This window comes from Ktedonobacter sp. SOSP1-85, assembly GCF_016587415.1.
In the GTDB taxonomy this organism is placed as follows: domain Bacteria; phylum Chloroflexota; class Ktedonobacteria; order Ktedonobacterales; family Ktedonobacteraceae; genus Ktedonobacter.
The window spans coordinates 6,605,672-6,623,942 of sequence record NZ_BNJI01000001.1 but is presented as its reverse complement, the minus strand read 5'-3'; the positions used below and the strand labels follow the sequence as shown (position 1 = coordinate 6,623,942).

At 55.0% G+C, this 18,271-nt stretch carries 18 protein-coding genes; 10 read left to right on the top strand and 8 right to left on the bottom strand.

Features of this window, described 5'->3' with window-relative positions:
• Positions 1–67: 67 nt before the first annotated feature.
• From KTE_RS28005 to KTE_RS27990, 4 genes are all read right to left on the bottom strand, one after another.
• Positions 68–3,538 (bottom strand): malectin domain-containing carbohydrate-binding protein, encoded by a 3,471-nt coding sequence (locus KTE_RS28005; RefSeq protein WP_201386838.1) that lies wholly within the window; start codon positions 3,536–3,538, stop codon positions 68–70.
• Between the two features lie 455 nt (positions 3,539–3,993).
• Positions 3,994–4,965, bottom strand: coding sequence for a carbohydrate ABC transporter permease (locus tag KTE_RS28000; RefSeq protein ID WP_201386836.1), 972 nt, complete (start codon positions 4,963–4,965; stop codon positions 3,994–3,996).
• 3 nt (positions 4,966–4,968) lie between these two features.
• Positions 4,969–5,967, bottom strand: coding sequence for a carbohydrate ABC transporter permease (locus KTE_RS27995; protein WP_201386834.1), 999 nt, complete (start codon positions 5,965–5,967; stop codon positions 4,969–4,971).
• A 93-nt stretch (positions 5,968–6,060) separates the two neighbouring features.
• Entirely contained in the window at positions 6,061–7,440 is a 1,380-nt protein-coding gene (locus KTE_RS27990; protein ID WP_201386831.1) for a substrate-binding domain-containing protein, read from the bottom strand.
• A 632-nt stretch (positions 7,441–8,072) separates the two neighbouring features.
• Between KTE_RS27990 and KTE_RS27985 the strand changes: the two genes are divergently transcribed.
• Both KTE_RS27985 and KTE_RS27980 read left to right on the top strand, forming a co-directional pair.
• Positions 8,073–9,119, top strand: a complete 1,047-nt coding sequence (locus tag KTE_RS27985) for a LacI family DNA-binding transcriptional regulator (protein ID WP_201386823.1) — start codon at positions 8,073–8,075, stop codon at positions 9,117–9,119.
• Positions 9,120–9,152: 33 nt separating this feature from the next.
• On the top strand, positions 9,153–9,767 hold the full coding sequence (locus KTE_RS27980) for a hypothetical protein (protein ID WP_201386821.1): 615 nt from the start codon (positions 9,153–9,155) through the stop codon (positions 9,765–9,767).
• A 174-nt stretch (positions 9,768–9,941) separates the two neighbouring features.
• Here KTE_RS27980 and KTE_RS27975 read toward each other — a convergent pair whose 3' ends face one another.
• Together KTE_RS27975 and KTE_RS27970 are read right to left on the bottom strand one after the other, a co-directional pair.
• The gene (locus KTE_RS27975; protein WP_201386819.1) at positions 9,942–10,151 is read right to left on the bottom strand and encodes a permease; all 210 of its coding nucleotides are present in this window, start codon (positions 10,149–10,151) and stop codon (positions 9,942–9,944) included.
• Between the two features lie 276 nt (positions 10,152–10,427).
• Complete coding sequence (locus tag KTE_RS27970; protein WP_201386816.1) at positions 10,428–10,685, bottom strand: heavy-metal-associated domain-containing protein; 258 nt, start codon at positions 10,683–10,685, stop codon at positions 10,428–10,430.
• A gap of 113 nt (positions 10,686–10,798) precedes the next feature.
• Here KTE_RS27970 and KTE_RS27965 point away from each other — a divergent pair, with 113 nt between their 5' ends.
• Entirely contained in the window at positions 10,799–11,377 is a 579-nt protein-coding gene (locus tag KTE_RS27965; protein ID WP_201386814.1) for a hypothetical protein, read from the top strand.
• 257 nt (positions 11,378–11,634) lie between these two features.
• On the opposite strand, the gene KTE_RS27960 is transcribed toward KTE_RS27965, so the two are convergent.
• Positions 11,635–12,072 (bottom strand): TetR/AcrR family transcriptional regulator, encoded by a 438-nt coding sequence (locus tag KTE_RS27960; protein ID WP_201386812.1) that lies wholly within the window; start codon positions 12,070–12,072, stop codon positions 11,635–11,637.
• A 141-nt stretch (positions 12,073–12,213) separates the two neighbouring features.
• Here KTE_RS27960 and KTE_RS27955 point away from each other — a divergent pair, with 141 nt between their 5' ends.
• From KTE_RS27955 to KTE_RS27935, 5 genes are all read left to right on the top strand, one after another.
• A complete protein-coding gene (locus KTE_RS27955) occupies positions 12,214–13,989 on the top strand; it encodes an MFS transporter (protein ID WP_201386810.1) in 1,776 nt (591 codons plus the stop codon).
• Positions 13,990–14,006: 17 nt separating this feature from the next.
• Positions 14,007–14,585: a cysteine hydrolase family protein gene (locus KTE_RS27950; protein ID WP_201386808.1), complete on the top strand. Its 579-nt coding sequence runs from the start codon at positions 14,007–14,009 to the stop codon at positions 14,583–14,585.
• Between the two features lie 225 nt (positions 14,586–14,810).
• Complete coding sequence (locus KTE_RS27945) at positions 14,811–15,005, top strand: hypothetical protein (protein ID WP_201386806.1); 195 nt, start codon at positions 14,811–14,813, stop codon at positions 15,003–15,005.
• 40 nt (positions 15,006–15,045) lie between these two features.
• Entirely contained in the window at positions 15,046–15,663 is a 618-nt protein-coding gene (locus KTE_RS27940; RefSeq protein WP_201386804.1) for an RNA polymerase sigma factor, read from the top strand.
• Positions 15,650–16,723, top strand: coding sequence for a hypothetical protein (locus KTE_RS27935; protein ID WP_201386802.1), 1,074 nt, complete (start codon positions 15,650–15,652; stop codon positions 16,721–16,723). Before KTE_RS27940 ends, KTE_RS27935 begins: the two co-directional genes overlap by 14 nt.
• On the opposite strand, the gene KTE_RS27930 is transcribed toward KTE_RS27935, so the two are convergent.
• A complete protein-coding gene (locus tag KTE_RS27930) occupies positions 16,720–17,043 on the bottom strand; it encodes a helix-turn-helix transcriptional regulator (protein WP_201386800.1) in 324 nt (107 codons plus the stop codon). The two genes, KTE_RS27935 and KTE_RS27930, sit on opposite strands and share 4 nt — an antisense overlap.
• A gap of 68 nt (positions 17,044–17,111) precedes the next feature.
• On the opposite strand from KTE_RS27930, the gene KTE_RS27925 reads away from it, so the two are divergent.
• Both KTE_RS27925 and KTE_RS49325 read left to right on the top strand, forming a co-directional pair.
• Positions 17,112–17,822, top strand: a complete 711-nt coding sequence (locus tag KTE_RS27925; protein WP_201386799.1) for a S41 family peptidase — start codon at positions 17,112–17,114, stop codon at positions 17,820–17,822.
• Between the two features lie 18 nt (positions 17,823–17,840).
• The gene (locus tag KTE_RS49325) at positions 17,841–18,053 is read left to right on the top strand and encodes a hypothetical protein (protein ID WP_201386798.1); all 213 of its coding nucleotides are present in this window, start codon (positions 17,841–17,843) and stop codon (positions 18,051–18,053) included.
• Positions 18,054–18,271 lie beyond the last annotated feature (218 nt).

Sequence of the window (18,271 nt, the reverse complement as noted above, 5' to 3'; positions counted from 1 at the left end):
GGCTATGAGCAAGGGGCTGGTCTTTCTCCATCCCAGATCAGGAGGGATAGAGAAAGACCGTCGTTCACTAGGCGCTGTAGAGTTCGATACCGTTGATAAAGGGATTGTCCGCGCCGCCCTGGGTAAAGGCAATCACGACCTGCCCACTGCTATTAGCTGTGACGGCAAACGACTTCTGTACCGCCGTTTTGTAGCCCGCCGTAGCATAGACATCAAAGGAACTGAGAACCTGGCTGCCATTAACGGCAACATTGAACTTGCGCTGCCCCGCCGCCTGGAAAGAGAGTTCTGCCCAATCGAGCTTGAGCGTATAAGACTTACCAGCCGTGAGGCCGCTCAGAGTATAGGTAAAGGAACTGTTCCAGCGGCAAGTCTGCCAGACCCCCTGTGGGGCGGCATTGCTCACGCCACTGGTATTGATCGAAGTCGAGGTATCCGAGAACTGATTGCCCTGGTCATAACCGGTATCGGCCACGAAACTGCCCGAGGCCGATCCGCCCGCGTTAATGGCGCTCACCAGCGTTCCTGTGGGAGGCGGGTTGCCCGAGGGTTTCCAGATAGCAATGCCGTTGATAAAGGGGTTGTCCGCGCCCCCCTGGGTAAAGGCGATTACGATCTGCCCACTGCTATTGGCCGTGGTACTGAATTGCCTGACGAGCGCCTTCTTGTAACCAGCCGTGGCGTAGACATCAAAGCTGCTCAAGACCTGGGTGCCATTAATGGCGACATTGAACTTGCGCTGTCCAGCCGCCTGGAAGGAGAGTTCTGCCCAATCCAGTTCCACCGTATATGTGTTCCCAGCAGTCAAACCAGGAATGGTATAGGTGAAGGCACTGTACCAACGCACATTCTGCCAGACCGCCTGCGGCGCGGGGTTACTCACGCCACTGGTGTCGATGGAGGTTGAGGTATCCGAGAACTGGTTCCCCTGGTTAAAATCCGTGTCGGCCACATAGCTTCCGCTAGCACTACCACCCGCGTTAATCGCCGTCACCAGAGTTGGCGGGGTCGGCGTGGGCGTTGGAGTCGACGGAATTGGCGTGGGCGTATTCGTAGGCGCCGGGGTTGGCGTATTGGTCGGAACCGGCGTTGGAGTTGGTGTACCGCCGCCTGGATTCCAGATCTCAATGCCGTTGATAAAGGGATTATCCGCACCACCCTGGGTAAAGGCGATCACGATCTGTCCGCTGCCATTAGCCGTAGCCGCGTACTGCCTGGCAATCGCCTTCTTGTACCCAGCCGTAGCGTAGACGTCGAAGGCGCTCAAGACCTGGCTACCATTGATGGCTACGTTGAACTTACGCTGTCCAGCCGCCTGGAAGGAGAGTTCCGCCCAGTCCAGCCTGACGGTGTAAGAGGCATTGGGCGTCAGACCAGGAATGGTATAGGTAAAGGAACTGAACCAGCGCACAGTCTGCCAGACTGCCTGCGGCGCGGGACTGCCGACACCACTGGTATCGATAGAGGTTGAGGTATCTGAGAACTGATTCCCCTGATTGAAATCAGTATCGGCCACATAGCTGCCACTGGCACCGCCGCCCGCGTTAATCGCTGTCACCAGAGTGCCGGAAGGAGGCGGGATAGGCGTTGGTGTGGGCGTGGGCGTCGACGGAATTGGCGTGGGCGTATTCGTGGGTACTGGAGTTGGGGTCACGTTTGGCGGAGGGAAACCACAGGTCTGCGGCGTCGGACTCCAGCCGGTGTTACCCGTGCCCATAGTTACATTCCACGAGCCCGAGCTCTCGCAGCTCTCCATGCCGCCAATACTCAGGTTGCTAGCCGTGACGTTTGTAGCCGAACCTGTGACGGTATTGACCTTGTTGGAGAAGGCAAACATGGCCCCGTTGATATTCACATTGGACATGGCAACGTTGCTCACAGAGTTGCCACCGTCAAAGGAGATCGCGGCAAAGTTGCTGTTATCGATCTCATCTCCTGAGACCGTGAAGGGGGCATTGATCGCCCCATTGTCGGCCCAGAACATCAGCGCACCAAATTGCTGAATGCCCTGGTCGCCCCAACCCGCGACCTGATTTATAGTATTGTTAGAAACAGTGGTAGTGCCGCTAAAGTTCACGGTCGGATTGCCGAAATTTTCGTAATCCAGCATGATGCCACCGCCGCGATACTGTGAGCCAGTGACCACGTTGTTGGTCACGCTATTGCCCACACCACCATAGAGGGCGATACCATTAGCGACATAGTTCGACTGGATCGTGTTGTGATCGAAGCTATCGTTGCTATCACCAGTAGCTGGCACGTTATCCGAGGACGACCACATCGCCAGGCCATCATCGCCCGTACCACGGATAATGGTCTGCGAGACGCTGGAATTGGTAATGTTGCGATGGAAATTAATGCCATCGGCAAGCGTGCTATCGATGCGACTACCACTGACTGTCAGGCCACTAAAGGGGCCATCGAACCACATACCAACCTTGGTGTGCTCGATCCAGACATTAGCGATACTAGAATTATTGAGGGAACCGCCCATGCCGTTATCCTGGACACAGTCGACGCGGTTCGAGATCTGGCCCTCAACGGCGAAGTTTGAGAGGTGGACATTGGAGCTGGTACTGCCGTCATAGGCATCGTTACCATAGACGCCAACACCCGTGCCAGTGCTACCATTGGGTGGCCCCTCCAGGACCGAGTACCAGGAGCCCGCACCCGCCAGGGTAACGTTATTCACCAGGATATGGCTGGTAACCAGGAAGGTTCCCTGGGGAATCCAGACGCCTTTGCCCTGGGACGCGCCAGCATTGACAGCGTTCTGGATGGCCGTCGTGGCGTCCACCGCACCCGTGGGATCGGCATTATATGGCGCATCGGTAACCGAGATATAGCCCGCAGGCTCGCTCAGCGGGGCTGCCACCTGCTGGAAGTCGGCGACATCGATGGCATACCAGGGGGCAGTATTCTCGGAGTCGACCTGCAGCTTGACATTGGTGCCAGCCGCCATCTGGGGCAAGAGCACATGCACCTCGTCAAACATGTGGTGCGGCGTGCCGCCAGGGCTCTTGGACCAAACATTGCCATTACAATTCGAGAAATCGGGGGCACCATACAGCCAGGTATACTTTGAGGTCAATTGCAGATCTTTCGACTGCTTGACACCATTAATATATAGGCTGAGTGAGGCATTGATCCCCCCACCACCAGGTGCATCAGGGATACTATAGCGCAGATTGATTGAATTGGCCGTGACCGACTGGGGCAGGGTAAACTGCACATACTGTCCCTGAGTTAAACGCACGGCCTGGTGATCCACGGCGTCGGAGGCCAGGCTCCCCAGCGTAAAGTCGGGGCCGAGAATGCTTCCATTCGTGGTGGCGCTATGGGCCTCCATCTCGACATAGGGCAGCGTGGCCCCCGTGCCACCAGTCGCATTTGGCACCGCGCTATTTGCGCTCTTCGTGCTCTGTAAGGTGGAGGCGTAGGCCGCGGACGAGAGTATCCCCATGGTACTGAGGAATAAAATGCAGAGAGTAAACGTCCCTATAAACTTCGTGCGCCTTCTTCGCTTTGCATCCTGCATTGCGCGCATTCCTTTCCAGGCTTCTTGCTCACACATACCGCCAGCCTGAGAGACGGTATGGCTGTGTACAACGATGTAACATCCTGTCAACAAATGCCTCCAGCCTGTGTTTTTCTTGACAAGACTCACTGTCAAGCGTACAGGTAAAGAGCACAGCAGTGTTGACGCCTGCTTCTAGCGGGTGCAATCCTCCTTTCAATGACTAACTGCCCCCTTCAAGGGGGAAACGCCCCCTCGGTAGGGGCCCGGTTTACCGCGTCCAAATGCCATTCATGGCAGTGCGGCATAAGCCTCTTTTTGTGGAAGAAAGAGTAACCCATCACGCGACGTGGTGCATGAAAACGCTTTGGGCTGCGCCCAAAGCCGATTAATCGCCTGTGAACGCGGTAAACCGGGTCCCTACCGAAGGCAGCACACGTTAGCAGAATATAAATCGGGCACCAATAGGAGGAAGGTTATCCCTTCAGGCCGGTCAGGTTGATGCCGCGAATAATCTGTCGCTGGAATACCAGGAACAGGATAATCGGAGGGACGCTTGCCAGCGCCAGGCCAGCAATCAGATAGGTAAAAGGCAGGGGTAAATTAGAGTTGATCCCCGATTGGCGAAAGATGGCCACACTTAACGGCTGTAGATTACTATCGGTCAGCACGAGTAGAGGCCAGAGGAAATCCTTCCATGAGGCCACCACGGTAAAGATTGTCACCACGGCCAGGGCCGGGCGCGAGAGCGGGAGCATAATGCGTGTAAAGAGTTGCCAGGCATTGGCACCATCCAGGCGCGCGGCGTCCGTCAACTCGGCGGGAATGCTATCAAAGAAGCTCTTGAGCACCAGGATATTGAAGGCACTGGCCGCAGAGGGGAGCCAGACCCCGGCCCAGTTGTTGATCAGCGAGATATGTAACAAGGGCAGGTCGCTGATATTGACGAATTGCGGGATCAAGTAGGCCACTGGCGGTACCATCAGCGTGCAGAAGAAGCTAAACTGGATAATGCCCTTACCTGCCGGGCGCAGCTTGGAGAGCGAGTAAGCGGCTGTCGCCGATACCACGAGCTGCAATATTACGGCTCCCACCGCCAGGGCAAGGGTATTGCCAAAATAGAGGGGGAAGCTCAGCACGTCCCAGGCATTGCTATAGTTGTCCCACAGGGGATGCGCGGGCCAGAGCGTAGGCGGAGTCTGAAAAATCTCAATGCTCGACTTGAGCGCCCCAGTATACATCCAGTAGATCGGACCCAGCGTAATCACCGTCGTGCCCAAGAGCAGCACAAAAATCAGCCAGTAGAGCGCGCGTCCAGTCGGGCGCCTCAAGGAAAGCGGCGAGACCAGCGTACGCTCGCTCATCTCCTCAGTGGAGCGTTCCCGGCGAAACCAGCTCTTTTTCGCCGGAGCAGGCGTCAATGATGGATTCTGGATAGGCAGGGCCATGGCTTAATCTCCTTGCATCAAACGATTGGTCATCCGCATATAGATCACTGCGAAGATGGCCAGTACCAGGAAGAGGAGCACCCCTAACGCACTTGCGCTACCAAAGTCGGCGTCCTGGAAAGCATAGTTATAGATTAAGAGGAGCACACTCACCGTCGCGTGCTGCGGGCCACCACCCGTGATTGTAAATGGCTCAGTAAAGACCTGCATCGTACCAATAACCTGCAAGACTAGCATGAGAAGCATAATAGGGCGAATGGCGGGCAGCGTCACATGCCAGAGCCGGCGCCAGATGCTCGCGCCATCAATCTCAGACGCCTCGTAGAGCGTGGCCGAGACTCCCTGAAGCGCCGCCAGGTAGATCAGCATGGTGGAACCAGCATTACTCCAGGTCGCGATCACCATCAAGGCGGGGAGTGCGCTTCCTGGCGTCTCCAGCCAGAGACCACCGGGAAGATGTGCCAGGCTGAGCAAAGCATTCAAGAGGCCAGAATCGGGATTATAAATCCAGCGCCAGAGAAAGACCGTTACAATTGGCGGCAGCATCACTGGCAGGTAGAAGGCCAGGCGGAAAAAGCCCTTACCATGGCGCATCTCGTTAATCAGCAGCGCCAGCACGATGGGAATCACATAGCCGAAGAGCAGCGCGTAGAACGTAAAGGCGACAGTATTGCGCCAGGCCACGGCAAAGAGTGGATCAGTGAGCACATGGTGATAATTCGCCCATCCTACCCAGGCAGGGGGATTGATCATATCGATGCTCTGAAAGCTGATCGCGAACCCTAGCACGATGGGATACCAGACAAAGAATGCGAAGACCAGTAGCGCGGGCAGCAGAAAAAGATAGCCGCTGAGATTACGCCGAAAGACTAGCAGTAACTTCCGTCCCGCCTGTCGCTCCTGCCCAGAAGCCGGGGCACGTTTGGGTGTCAGCATATTGCGCGGTGGCAATGCGGGCTTACGGAGAGACAAGGGGGACGGCGAAGACGATGGCAGCCCCATAACATAGCTCCTTCCAGGATTTTAGCGACCAGGCGGGAGGAAAAACGCCTCACCCCGCGAAGCGGCAGAGACGCTCTCCTCTCGCCTATCAAACTAGGATGCCGACTGATCGAGAACCTGCTGGAACTGCTGTGCAGCCTGGTCGAGCAGTTTCTGTGGATCAGCACTCGCGTTCGTCAGCACAGCCTGTACCACCGGGTCGAGCGCGGCGTACATTTTCTGTGTCTCTTTGCGTGGCTCAGGACGCAGCGTGGCAGTCGATTTGTTGAAAGACTGGTAGTTCTGCAAGGGCGCATTGGCATATTTAGTCGTAAGCTCATTTACCTTCTGTTGGAATTCGCCGGTAAAGAGCACGTTAGCAGGACCACCCACAACCTGTCCAGAGGCCGACTGAGTCGCCAGATTGCTCTCCATCACACTCAGGTCGAAATTGTTGTAGATGACGTAGTCGAAGCCAGCCTTAATCTTCTCCTTCGACGACTTGGGATTGAAGATGAAGATGTTGCCTCCGGTCAGGGCCGCATTACCACCGTTCTGTGGCATGGGGCCAATACCAAAGTCATCCAGGTTCGCCTGGTACTGCGACTTCAGGGTATTGAGCTGATCGGGAGCCATGACAACCATCGCTACCTTGTTTGTAGCCAGCAGCTGGAGCGTATCGGCCTGGGTAAAGAGCTGCTGCTTCGTCAAGGACTGATCAGTAAAGCGCATGTCCTTGAGCATTTGCAGTACACTTACACCCTTGGCACTGTTGAAAGTGGCCTTCGTCCCATCAGCAGACTGCATGTCCCCGCCCGCGGTATACATCCAGTTGGTAAAGTGCCAGCCGCCCTGGTTGCTCGTGCTCGTCTCGGCATAGCCCGCCACAGAAGAGCTCTTCAACTGCTTGGCGTAGCCACGGAACTCCTCCCAGGTCATGGGAGGCTTATCAGGATCGAGCCCAGCGGCCTTAAACATCTTGCGGTTGTAATAGATGCCCAATGCGTAGCCAGTGACAGGAACCCCATAGATCTTGCCCGTCGCGGCATCGGTGGCAATAGACGCGATACCGGGGTTATAGCTGCTCCAGTACTGCCAGCCCTTCGCCAGGCTGGTAATATCCGCCACAGCGTGCTTGCTAATCAAGAGCGGCGGCTCAGTAAACCAGCTCTCCTTAACGTCTTCCGACTGTCCAGCAGCCAGGCGCGCAAAGTAGGTGGTAGGATCGTAGGGATCGTTCTTGCCAACGATTTTCTCACCCGGGTGGGTCTGCTCAAATTGCTTGACACCCTGGTTAAATACGTAGACAGCGCCCTTATTGGCGGTAGGGGGTAAGGTGTCGATGGTCGCCGTCACCGTCGAGTCCGCGCTTGAGGTTGTCGTTCCACAAGAAGCCAGGAACTCCAGGCCAAGCGCGCCCGCACCAACGGCGGCAGAACCCTGCAAGAAACTCCGGCGATTGAGAGAGGAGCGGAAGTTGAGCTTCGTGCCCATGAAGAGACCTCCTTGAAAAAGAGCATGTCATATCTACGTCATGTTGTAAGCATGTATTAAAGAATGCTTCAGCATGACCATAGATAAAATGAATAAGAGAAACAGCTACTGCTTAGATTGAGAGAGCCTTGAGAGAGCCAGTGGTAGTCGCAACTAGAGGTGAGGGTGAGCGAAAGACCACCTGTGAGTTGCATGTAGTGTGCAGGAAGCCTGGTAGCCCGAAGGGAGCCTGGTCCCTTTGAAGTGGCGCGGAGATAGTAGTAGCCTCATAGCTTTTTGAACCTCCTCGATGGTAGTATGTTCGTCCACCGTTGACGAAAAATAAGCAACCCACCAGATAAGTGTTCTATGTTCTTATTCCGAAACCCAACGTCACTCTCGTGACTAGCGATCCGTGCTCAGTATTTCGGATAAGTAGTAAGGTAAATCAAGGGTAACGTTTACCTTTTGTTTCCTTGCTGAAAAGGTAACATAGAAAATCTCCAATGTCAATGGTAGAAGTAAAGGAAAATTTTACCCTCCAATTCTCCATTATCCAATTGACACCGATTGACAATTCAGAAAAAAACAGGTACGATTAGCGCAACAAATCAAGGTTATCGTTTACCTAAATCGACGGGAAGGCATGTGTAATGGAGCAGCGACAGATTAAACGTTCAACCATGGCGCAAATCGCAAAGGAGGCGGGAGTCTCGACAACCACAGTTTCCAAAGTGCTCAACCAGCTTCCCGGCGTAGGCGCGCAGACCCGAGCACGTATACAGCAGCTCATCGAACAACATGACTATATTCAGAATCACGCGGCTCGCCATCTTCGCAAGGGGCAGAGTGGACTGATCGACCTGGTAATTATGCGCCTGGAAGGCGGCTATGACCTTGGCATCATGCATGGTGTGCAAGATGTGCTGGAGGAGAGTGGGCATAGGCTTGTGATCTTCGCAACCCATGAGAACGAAGATACCGAGCTTTTATGGTTGCGACGCCTGCTTGACCGCTCCACTGATGGCGTCTTATTGCTCCTACCCTACGAACGGCTCGGCATCGCTAACGCGCTGATGGAACAGGGTATTCCCTTTGTCTCCATCGGGGATCGCAACGAGCCTACCACGGCCTTCCCCACCATCGGGTCCACGATCTGGCTGGGAGGCTATACCGCGACCGAATATCTTATTTCTCTGGGTCATAGCCGCATCGGTATCATTACGGGTCCACTCCATCTCACCACCTCGCGCGCACGCCTGGCCGGGTACCGCGAGGCGCTTGAGCGCGCGGGCATCCCGATTGATCCCGCCCTGATCTGCGAGGGCAACTATCTGCTGGGCGACGGCATACAGCAGACATATGCCCTGCTCGATCAGCCAGAGCCACCCACGGCAATCTTCGCGGGGAATGACGCACAGGCCGCAGGAGTCTACCAGGCCCTCTACCAGCGCAACATTCACATCCCCGATGCCATGAGTGTGATCGGTTTCGATGACGTGACGTATAGCGCCCAGATGTCTCCGCCCCTGACGACCATTCGCCAGCCGCTGGCCGAGATGGGTAAGATGGCGGCTACTATGCTGCTACGCCTCATCGCCGGGCAGCAGCTTGAATCCAACCATGTCGAACTTTCAACCTCGCTCGTTGTCAGAGCATCCTGCGCGCCCCCGCGCCCAGGGCCGCTCACGGAAAAGTAACACTGGTCAAAAGATAGCAAGGAGGCTATTTTGATGAGCACTGCAATCACGCGCCTGGCGCGAGTTTCTGGCCTTGTCGCCTCATTTCTGGCGCTCCTCGTCGTACTGAGCGCCTGCTTCGAGGCCAGCAACGCAGTCAGCGCGCCACCAGTCTGGAAAAACCAGCGTACCCAGCTCTTTTCTATTGACTATATGAACAACTGGAATATCTCAACCAAGGACCTCTACCTCGGGGCCAGCTCACCCCAACTCGAAATGCTCCAGGGGACGCTCTTCACGAGCGTTGAGGGCCCAGCAGCCTCACTCCACGTCTTGTATGCCGCACGCCCAGACAATACCGTATCCTCACGCGATCTCATGCTTAAATTCTTTCTTGGCTCTTCACAGCACCCCCTGCAAGCCTCCAGCCTGAGCACCATCACCCTCAATGGCGAACGCTGGTACCAGGGGTCAATGGAGAAGCAAGTCAAGCAGAGCGACGGCTCAACCCTCACGGTCAAAGAAACGGTACTCGGCATCAATCACACCATCAGCACCAACAAAGCAGAACTCTATTTCATCATCTACCAGGACGCCACCAGCAGCTACGCAAAAACGTCCCACGATTACTTTGAGCGCATGGTAAAGTCCTTTCGCTTCTCGTCCTAACCCAGAGGCACCACGTTGACAGGCACCAATTCCCGTTGCCCACCTATGCAGGAGGGCAAGGAAGTGCTTCTTTGCCGTAATTACTCATCAAATGAGCATAATCGGCACGCCGTGAACGTGGCGTCTATGCTGGAAAAATGTGGCTTTTTTAAGCAGTGACGCTTACCTCTTGCTTCATTCCCGCCTCGTAATGACCTGCCAGGTAACAGGCAAACTCGGGATGTGAGCCTCGCGTCGATGTGGGAAAGTGGAGGCAAACATAAAGGCCAGGGCCGGGATCAGGTGTGCGCCACGCTTAAACATGCTTTTGGCGGCGGCAATGGCGGCATACGAGCAGGATGAACTTGTGGCGCCAAAGCCTGCCGCCAGCGCGATCTCTCTCATGCCTGCGTGCCCAAGACCTTACTCATACCTGCACGGCTCACATAGGTCTATCATACCCGAGACCAGAAAGCCCAGCATCAGGCAGGCTCCATAAGACCTGCCAGGCCATTCCCACGGCGGTCAGCAACGCCTGGCCAGGTATTGTTAGAATTGACATATCTCTCCCCCACTTTCACCATACAAATTAGCGTTGTAGGGCCATGCTGGCATAGACTGAAGGCCGATATCCCCACACGAGGTCAGTCGCTTCGCTCGCAGTCCATGCCAGCATGGACTCTACTTCAGTGGTAAGGCTTTGCCGCGATTGGCAAAGGACTGCTTCTGGACGGGATAGCCCGCCTCGGACAGCTTCGCCTCAGCCTCCGCCAACGATAAGGTCTCAGCGTCATAGGCCAGGTATACCGTCTTTGTTGGCAGGTCGACGTTCACACTTTCGACACCAACTAGATCGCTCAAGGTCTTCGTGATGGTCTGCACACAGTGATTGCAACTCATCGCCGGAATAGATAAGGTTGTCTCTTTCGCTATCGCCATAGATCACACTCTCATTTCTTGCTAAAAGGCATCTATACCCTTACCCCTTGGGGAGGGGTGTACAATATGCAAAGTATATGCCCTCGTGGAAACATATGTCAAGAAGATATGGAATGATTCTTCATCATATGACGTATTCTCCTGTAGAGAAATCAGTCACAGTAGCGTGCTTCTACTATATTCTCTTGCAGATAGCGTATGGCTTGCAAGCAAGAAAGATTTTGAGGGAAACGACGATGAAATCTACTTTTACCAGAGTTTATCTCCTTGCTGGCCTCATCGTTTCGTTGCTTACCGGGTGCGAAGGAACATGGCAGGCTGGAGAGGCAACAAGCCCAAATGTTTTGCATATCGTCCGCACTAACCCGTTACCAATACCAGGTCATCATTTAGCGCCTCTCAACATGGTTATCCACGATGCGACACAAATACAAAATCTTTACGATGCTGCTCATACTCTGAAAAAGATTCCGTCGGGCGCGATATTTTCCTGTCCTGCTGATTTTGGTTTAGCATACCATTTAGATTTTTTGCGCGCCAATACATTGATCCAGCATATGGATCTCAATGCGATGGGGTGCCAGTTTCTGACAATCGCGCCTCACGATACACGTTATACAACGCCTTCATTCCGAGCGCTACTCGCTAAGATACTCAATCTTCCGTCGCTTCTCCCACCAGATAAACCTTAATGGTTTAATTTTGCAATGTCGTACAAATCTCCAGTTTTCTGAGATCTAAGAGAGAGAAAGAGGAAGATTCTGATCTACCTGGCCGAGAGGGAGACCCAGGCAGCCTCAGCCAGGGGTTCACGCGCCTCCTGCATTTCGCTGGCGACGCGCTCCCTGAGCCAGCGGCGCGTGAAATCACGGCTGGGGCCGATGACGAGCGGGAAGTAAACCTGCTGAGGGAGGCGCTTGATTGCGCCCGCTTCAATAAAGGGAGCAAGCTATTGGAAGAATTGCGCGGGAAAGTTCTCCTCTGGAAGCATGACCTTGATCTTCTGGCGTAGCACTTTGACGTACACATCCAGGTGCTCAGTATCGCTCGCCTCCATAACATACTGTCCTAAATCAGGATGTTGCTCAAACCATCGCAGATAAGCATAAACCAGGCCCATAATGCCCTGGTGCGGATCACTGGTGGCAATGGCGGCAAAGAAGGCTTCGTGAAGGGATGTGCGTCCCTCCAGGTACAGAGCGCGCGCCAGTATATCTTTATTCTCAAAGTGATGGTAGATGCTCCCCATGCTGGCTCCTGAGCGATGGCGAATATCCTCCATCGTTGTCTCAGTGAGACCTTTTGCCAGAAAGAGAGTAAGCGCAGCACCAAGAATACTCTGCCGCCTGGACTCGGTCATCACGCTACGCTCAAAACTATCATCCATCACAAAATCTCCTTTTTCTCTAATCTGTCTGTGAACACAATTATAGCACCTCTTGACTAGAATGATATTCTCGTCAAGGCAAGATACAACTTTATCAATGATAGGCGCTGTCAGCGACAACCCTTCTAGAAAGCGAAAGGCATGGTGGCACAAAGCATTGCGAGGCAGGAGGAGAAGCGGGTTCCACGTAGAAACAGGCCCGTTTCGCCACGCTATAAATGGATTGCGTTAACAAATACGACCCTGGGCGTGCTCATGGCGACAATCGACTCCAGCATTGTCCTGATCTCACTCCCGGTCATCTTTAAAGGTATTCATATTGATCCCCTGGCACCTGGGGAGACTGGCTACTTCCTCTGGATGCTGATGGGCTATATGGTCGTGACAGCCACGCTCCTGGTCACGTTCGGGCGCATCTCTGATATGTTTGGGCGTGTCAGGTTCTATAACCTGGGTTTTCTTATCTTTACGATTGGCAGCATCTTGCTCTGGCTGACTCCAGGTACGGGGAATGCCGGGGCATTAGAACTGATTCTCTTCCGCTTCGTGCAGGGCATTGGCGGTGGCTTTCTCCTCTCCAATAGCGCGGCGATCATTACCGATGCCTTTCCCGAGCACCAGCGCGGCTTTGCCCTGGGCATCAACCAGATTGCCGCCATTCTCGGCTCAGTCATCGGGCTAATTCTGGGCGGTATCCTGTCATATTTTGACTGGCGCCTGGTCTTCCTGGTGAGCGTGCCTGTTGGTATTGTTGGTACGATCTGGGCCTATACCATGCTCCGTGAGACCGTGACGCCCCGCAAACGCCAGCGCATCGACTGGTTGGGAAATATCACTTTTGCGGTTGGGGCGACGGTCCTCTTAATCGGTATTACCTATGGCATCGAGCCCTACGGTGGCTCGCCAACGGGCTGGGGCAATCCCCTGGTGCTGGGCGCGCTCGTCCTGGGCGTGCTCCTGCTCGCGGCCTTTGTCTGGATCGAGTTGCGTGTCCCCGATCCTATGTTCCGCCTGGACCTCTTTAAGATTCGCATGTTCGCGGCGGGAAACGCGAGCAGCTTCCTGGCCAGTATCGCGCGTGGTGGTTTGCAATTCATGCTTATCATCTGGCTGCAAGGTATCTGGCTGCCGCTGCATGGCTACGACTACGAGGTCGCGCCCCTCTGGGCTGGCATCTATATGATCCCGCTGATGATCGGCTTTCTCTTGATGGGGCCGTTAAGCGGCTGGCTCTCGGATCGCTTTGGCGCACGCCCCTTCTCGACATTGGGCATGCTCATTCAAGCCCTGGGCTTCTTCCTGCTGACCATTCTACCACTGAACTTTGACTACATCTGGTTCGCCCTGATCCTGTTTATGTTGGGCATCGGGCAGGGAATGTTCTCTTCGCCCAATACGTCGTCCATCATGGGCAGCGTACCACGCGAGCAGCGCGGAGTCGCCTCTGGCATGCGCTCGACCTTCCAGAACTCAGGCTCGATTGTGAGCATCGGCATCTTCTTCAGCCTGATTATACTGGGCCTGGCCTCCTCCCTGCCGACGACGCTACTACGCGGCCTGACAGCGGCGGGTGTTCCAGCGAGCGTGGCGGACCGAATCGCGCACCTGCCACCAACGTCAGCGCTCTTCGCGGCCTTCCTGGGCTATAACCCTATGGCACAACTGGTGCCGGGGAAGGTACTCAACGCCCTGCCTGCCGCCGATAAGGCCAACCTGCTGGGCCATTCCTTCTTCCCCAACCTGATTTCATCGCCCTTTGCGGTTGGCCTGCACAGCGTCTTCTACCTGTCAGCCGCCATGTGCCTGGTCGCGGCCCTCGCCTCCGTGCTGCGCGGCAAGCAACGGCTCGCTCGCCCGGTCGAAGTAAGCCAGGAAGAGGCAGAAGCCAAGATTCACGCCACAGCAGACGCAGACTAAAATAGAAAGAGAAAAACATGACAAACATAACGCTAAAAGATGAAAAAACCGCCCTCCTGATCATGGACTATCAGAATGACATCCTGGCCAACCTGGGCGAGAGGAAGGCCCCCCTCCTTGACCGGGCCACAGGCGTACTGCAAGCGGCACGCGAGGCCCATCTCCCCATTATCCACGTGGTTGTCCGCTTCCGCGAGGGCTATCCAGAAGCCAGCCCACGCAATCGCGGCTTCTCGGCTATTCGCCAGACGGGCCGCCTACTTGAGGGAACCCCTGGCGCGGAGATTCATGAGCGAGTTGCGCCCCTCTCCGGCGAGAGCGTCGTCACCAAGCGGCGGGTAGGCGCGTTTAGCACTACAGACCTCGAAGTCATCCTGCGCTCGCTGGGCGTCACACGCCTGATCTTGCTGGGTGTTGCCACAAGCGGCGTCGTTCTCTCGACCGTGCGCTGGGCTGCTGACATGGACTATGAACTGGTCGTCGTCGAAGACTGCTGCGCCGATGGCGACGAAGAGGTCCATCGCGTCCTGACCCAGAAGGTATTTCCCCGCCAGGCCAGCGTCATCTCCTCCCAGGAGGTGCTCGCCGCCCTGTAGGGTCCATGCTAGCATGGACTTAAAATCGCGCCCCCGTGAGATGCAATCCATAAGGCAGACATCTCACAGGGGTTGCATTAGAGTTCTTGCCAGCATGAACCCTACAAGTGACGCCGTCAAGCCACAATTCCCATATACTGTCCCCCCATTAGCTCATGTATACTAGCCAACAGTATTCTACCGCAAAGACATCAATATACTGATGAACCAGGGAGGGAAATAAGTATGGACGGCCCCGGCGCAAGCGTGCTCCCACGCGAATCATTGACCCAGGAGCAGACAGAAGAGCTAGATGCATGGCTACATTCCATCGCACGCGAAATAGAAGTAAAAGGCAAACTCTTCAATACACGGGAGCGAACACTCTGGCTCAAACCCGATATTTTTCCTGAAGAAGTTTCTTTTTGCATAATCAAGTAGCGAACCCAGGGAGATTTCCTTTCCTAAAAGGGCGCTTTCTGTGCCACGTTTTGGTGCCTCATCCGATATGCTCTATGAGATCTCAAACGAACGAAAGGGGCACACCATGCACCAGGGCCATGCCACTGAAGAACAGGACGCGATACATATCGCGCTCTATGATCGCCATATCTCCGCGCTCCTGCCCTACCTGGCCCGGCTTATAACGAGCCGCCAGGATGTTGAGGATGTACTTTTTGACGTCTTTGCCGCGGCCCTGACAAGCCAAGCCTTCGCGCGCCTCACCGATGAGCAGCAGCGTGCCTGGCTCTACCGCGTCGCGCGCAACAAAGCTATCGATCACTATCGCCACCACACCGCCCTGACGATTGTCCCCCTGGAGGAGACGCGGGACAACCGGGACGAGGAACCAACACCCGAACAGCGCTTCCTACGCCAGGAGCGCCATGTCCTCCTGCGCGAGGCTATCGCGCAACTCTCTCCCCTCCAGCAACAACTCATTCATCTACGCTATCAAGAAAGCATGCGCTTGGTTGATATCGCAGCCCGCTTACAGAAACCTGATGGGACGGTACGCAAGATGCTGGCACGCACCCTCAAGCAGTTACGCATGCTCTATGAACGCCAGGAGAAAGGAGACAACCATGAAGCCATTTGAGGACATCCTGCCAGAAGAAGAGGGGAACGACCTTGTAGGCCTGCTCCAGCAAGATCCCCACACGTCCCTCAACCTCACCCCTGCCGAACAGGAACAGATCACCCAACGCGTACGCGAGCGCCTACTGCAAGTATCGCCTGATGCCCTTCCCGCCAGGGAATATGAGCCAGGCCAGATCCTCATGGCGCCTGTTTTACGCACACCAGCCACGCGCCGCCAGCGCCTCGTGCGATTAGTCAGCAGCCTCGTCGCTATCTTAGTGGTAGGTGTGATCATTACATCAGCGCTCTTGCTCTTCGTCCCGCAAAAAATAATTGTGAGCGGCCCAGCAATTGGCCCGGTCAGAGCACCCGGCACCACATCTGTCCAGGCTGGCGGCTTCGAGATGACGCTCGGTATCACCCCAGGCCCCTACTTTATCGGCGAAATGCTTGAGGTCAACATCACGCTTACCAATCACACTTCAAAGGTACAATGGGTAGCCTCGCCCTTCGGCATCAATCCCTGTGGATATGCGACTGGTATTGATATGCAAGAAGATTTAAAACCCGCCTTTGAACTTCCACTTACAGGTCATAGCTGTCCAGCAAACTTTGGGCAGCCTTTGCAGATTTCACCAACGCAAACACTGAGCACGCAAAAATACTTCGTCTTGCAGTGGAGTGGTTCCATTACCTTGACGAGCGCAATAAGGTTTCTCGAACCTAACAAGGATCAGTGGTATCAGCCCATGAAAAGCCCCCTTGAGGGACACTGGCCAACATTGCACATTCATGTCGCTTCCCAGGTTCCCCAGGATCGCCAGCTTACAGCTCATGTCATGGACAATTCTATCACTGTCGATGCCCCAACGCAGGTACACTTGCAATACCTCTTCGGCGTTTCCTGCACCAACGGACCCGGCTCCGGCTCCGAAGAGACTGGTAATTATGGCTGGCAACCTCTCAAGAGCAGCACCGTCAACCGGCCCGCCTGCTCCATGAAACATATTACCTGGAGCTATGCCATTGGTGCCCCCGGCTACGCCATCGCCTCTGGCAAAGCACAGTTAGATGCTTAGAGCAACCTATCCAGGCCACGCGTGATCTCGGCGAGCGGTTCGCGTTGGCTCTGGTAGAGCACGTAGTAGCTGGAACGTTCCGGGCGCACAAAGCCCGCGTCCTGCAAGAGCTTCAGGTGTTTTGAGATACCGGCCTCGGTCAGATTCAAGATGCCTGCAAGCTCTCGCGTGGAGCGTGGGCGCTGGCTGAGCAATTGCAGGATTTGCAGGCGCGTCATATCGCCTGCCGCACGCAGCAACTTGAGGAGGCGCTCCGGTGGCACTGGCGCGCTCCCCTCCTCCTGGAATTGCTGAATTGAGTAGACAAGGGCGACCAGCATATCAGTTTACCTTATCCTATGCAAAGAAGACAATATTTATGTGAGTAGATCAATAAAGGATGGAATCTATGCAGAGCATTGATACAACACAACAGACTTTTTCGCCTCAGGCAATTATTGAGGAGCTGCTGAAGCAGATGGGAGAGATATATGTCTTCCCTGATGTGGTGTCAGAGGTTGCGGCCGCGCTCCGCCAGAATCTCGCCACGGGGGCCTATGCGGATATGCGCGATGGCGAGCTCTTCGCGCAGACGATCACGGCACATCTGCGCGAGGTCACGCATGATAAGCATCTATGTCTCTTCTACCAGGCGGAGGGAGTTCCCCAGCACATCGACGAGCATGAAGACTATACGCTGGAGGAGATTGAGCGCATCCGCCAGAAGAGTAAAGAGAACTATGGCTTAAAGAAGGTCGAGATTCTAGATGGTAACATTGGCTATCTACAATTCAATAAATTTGTGCATCCCCACTTCGCGGGCGAGAGCATGAATGCCGCGCTGACCTTCCTCGCGTATACACGCGCCATGATCATTGACCTACGCACCAATGGCGGGGGCGATTCGTTGATGGTCCAGTTCCTCTGTAGCTATTTCTTCGATGCCTTCGCCTCCGAAAACATCCAGCTCAATGGGCTGTATGATCGCAGAAAAGACCTGCTACGGCAGTCCTGGGCCCTCTCCTATGTTCCAGGCAAGCGCTACCTGGACCGCCCCCTCTATATCCTGACGAGCCAGCGCACCTTCTCCGGGGCGGAAGAGTTTACCTATAACCTGTAACAGTTGAAGCGTGCCACTGTGATTGGTGAGACCACGGGCGGAGGGGCGCACGCGGGCCTGCGCTATCCTATCTCTAGCCACTTCGAGGCCTTCATCCCCAATATGCGCGCCATCAATCCAACCAGCAAAACCAACTGGGAAGGCGTCGGTGTGCAACCTGACGTGCCAGTGGCCCAGGCCGATGCCCTGGAGATCGCCTACCAGCGCGCACTCGTCGAAGCCAAAGCATAAGCCATTGGATGAAAAGGAGCGAGGCTGGGCCCCGCTCCTTTTCATCCAATGTATTGAATATTTCTTCTATTGCTTTACAAAACCCTCAATGTGGCATACACTATATAAGCACCGTACGAATTCATAATTTCTTCCACATATATACGCGTCTCTCTGTCTATTACTGCGTAAATATCGGCTTCACAAGAAGGAGATTCTTTCTATGCAGAATGACATCC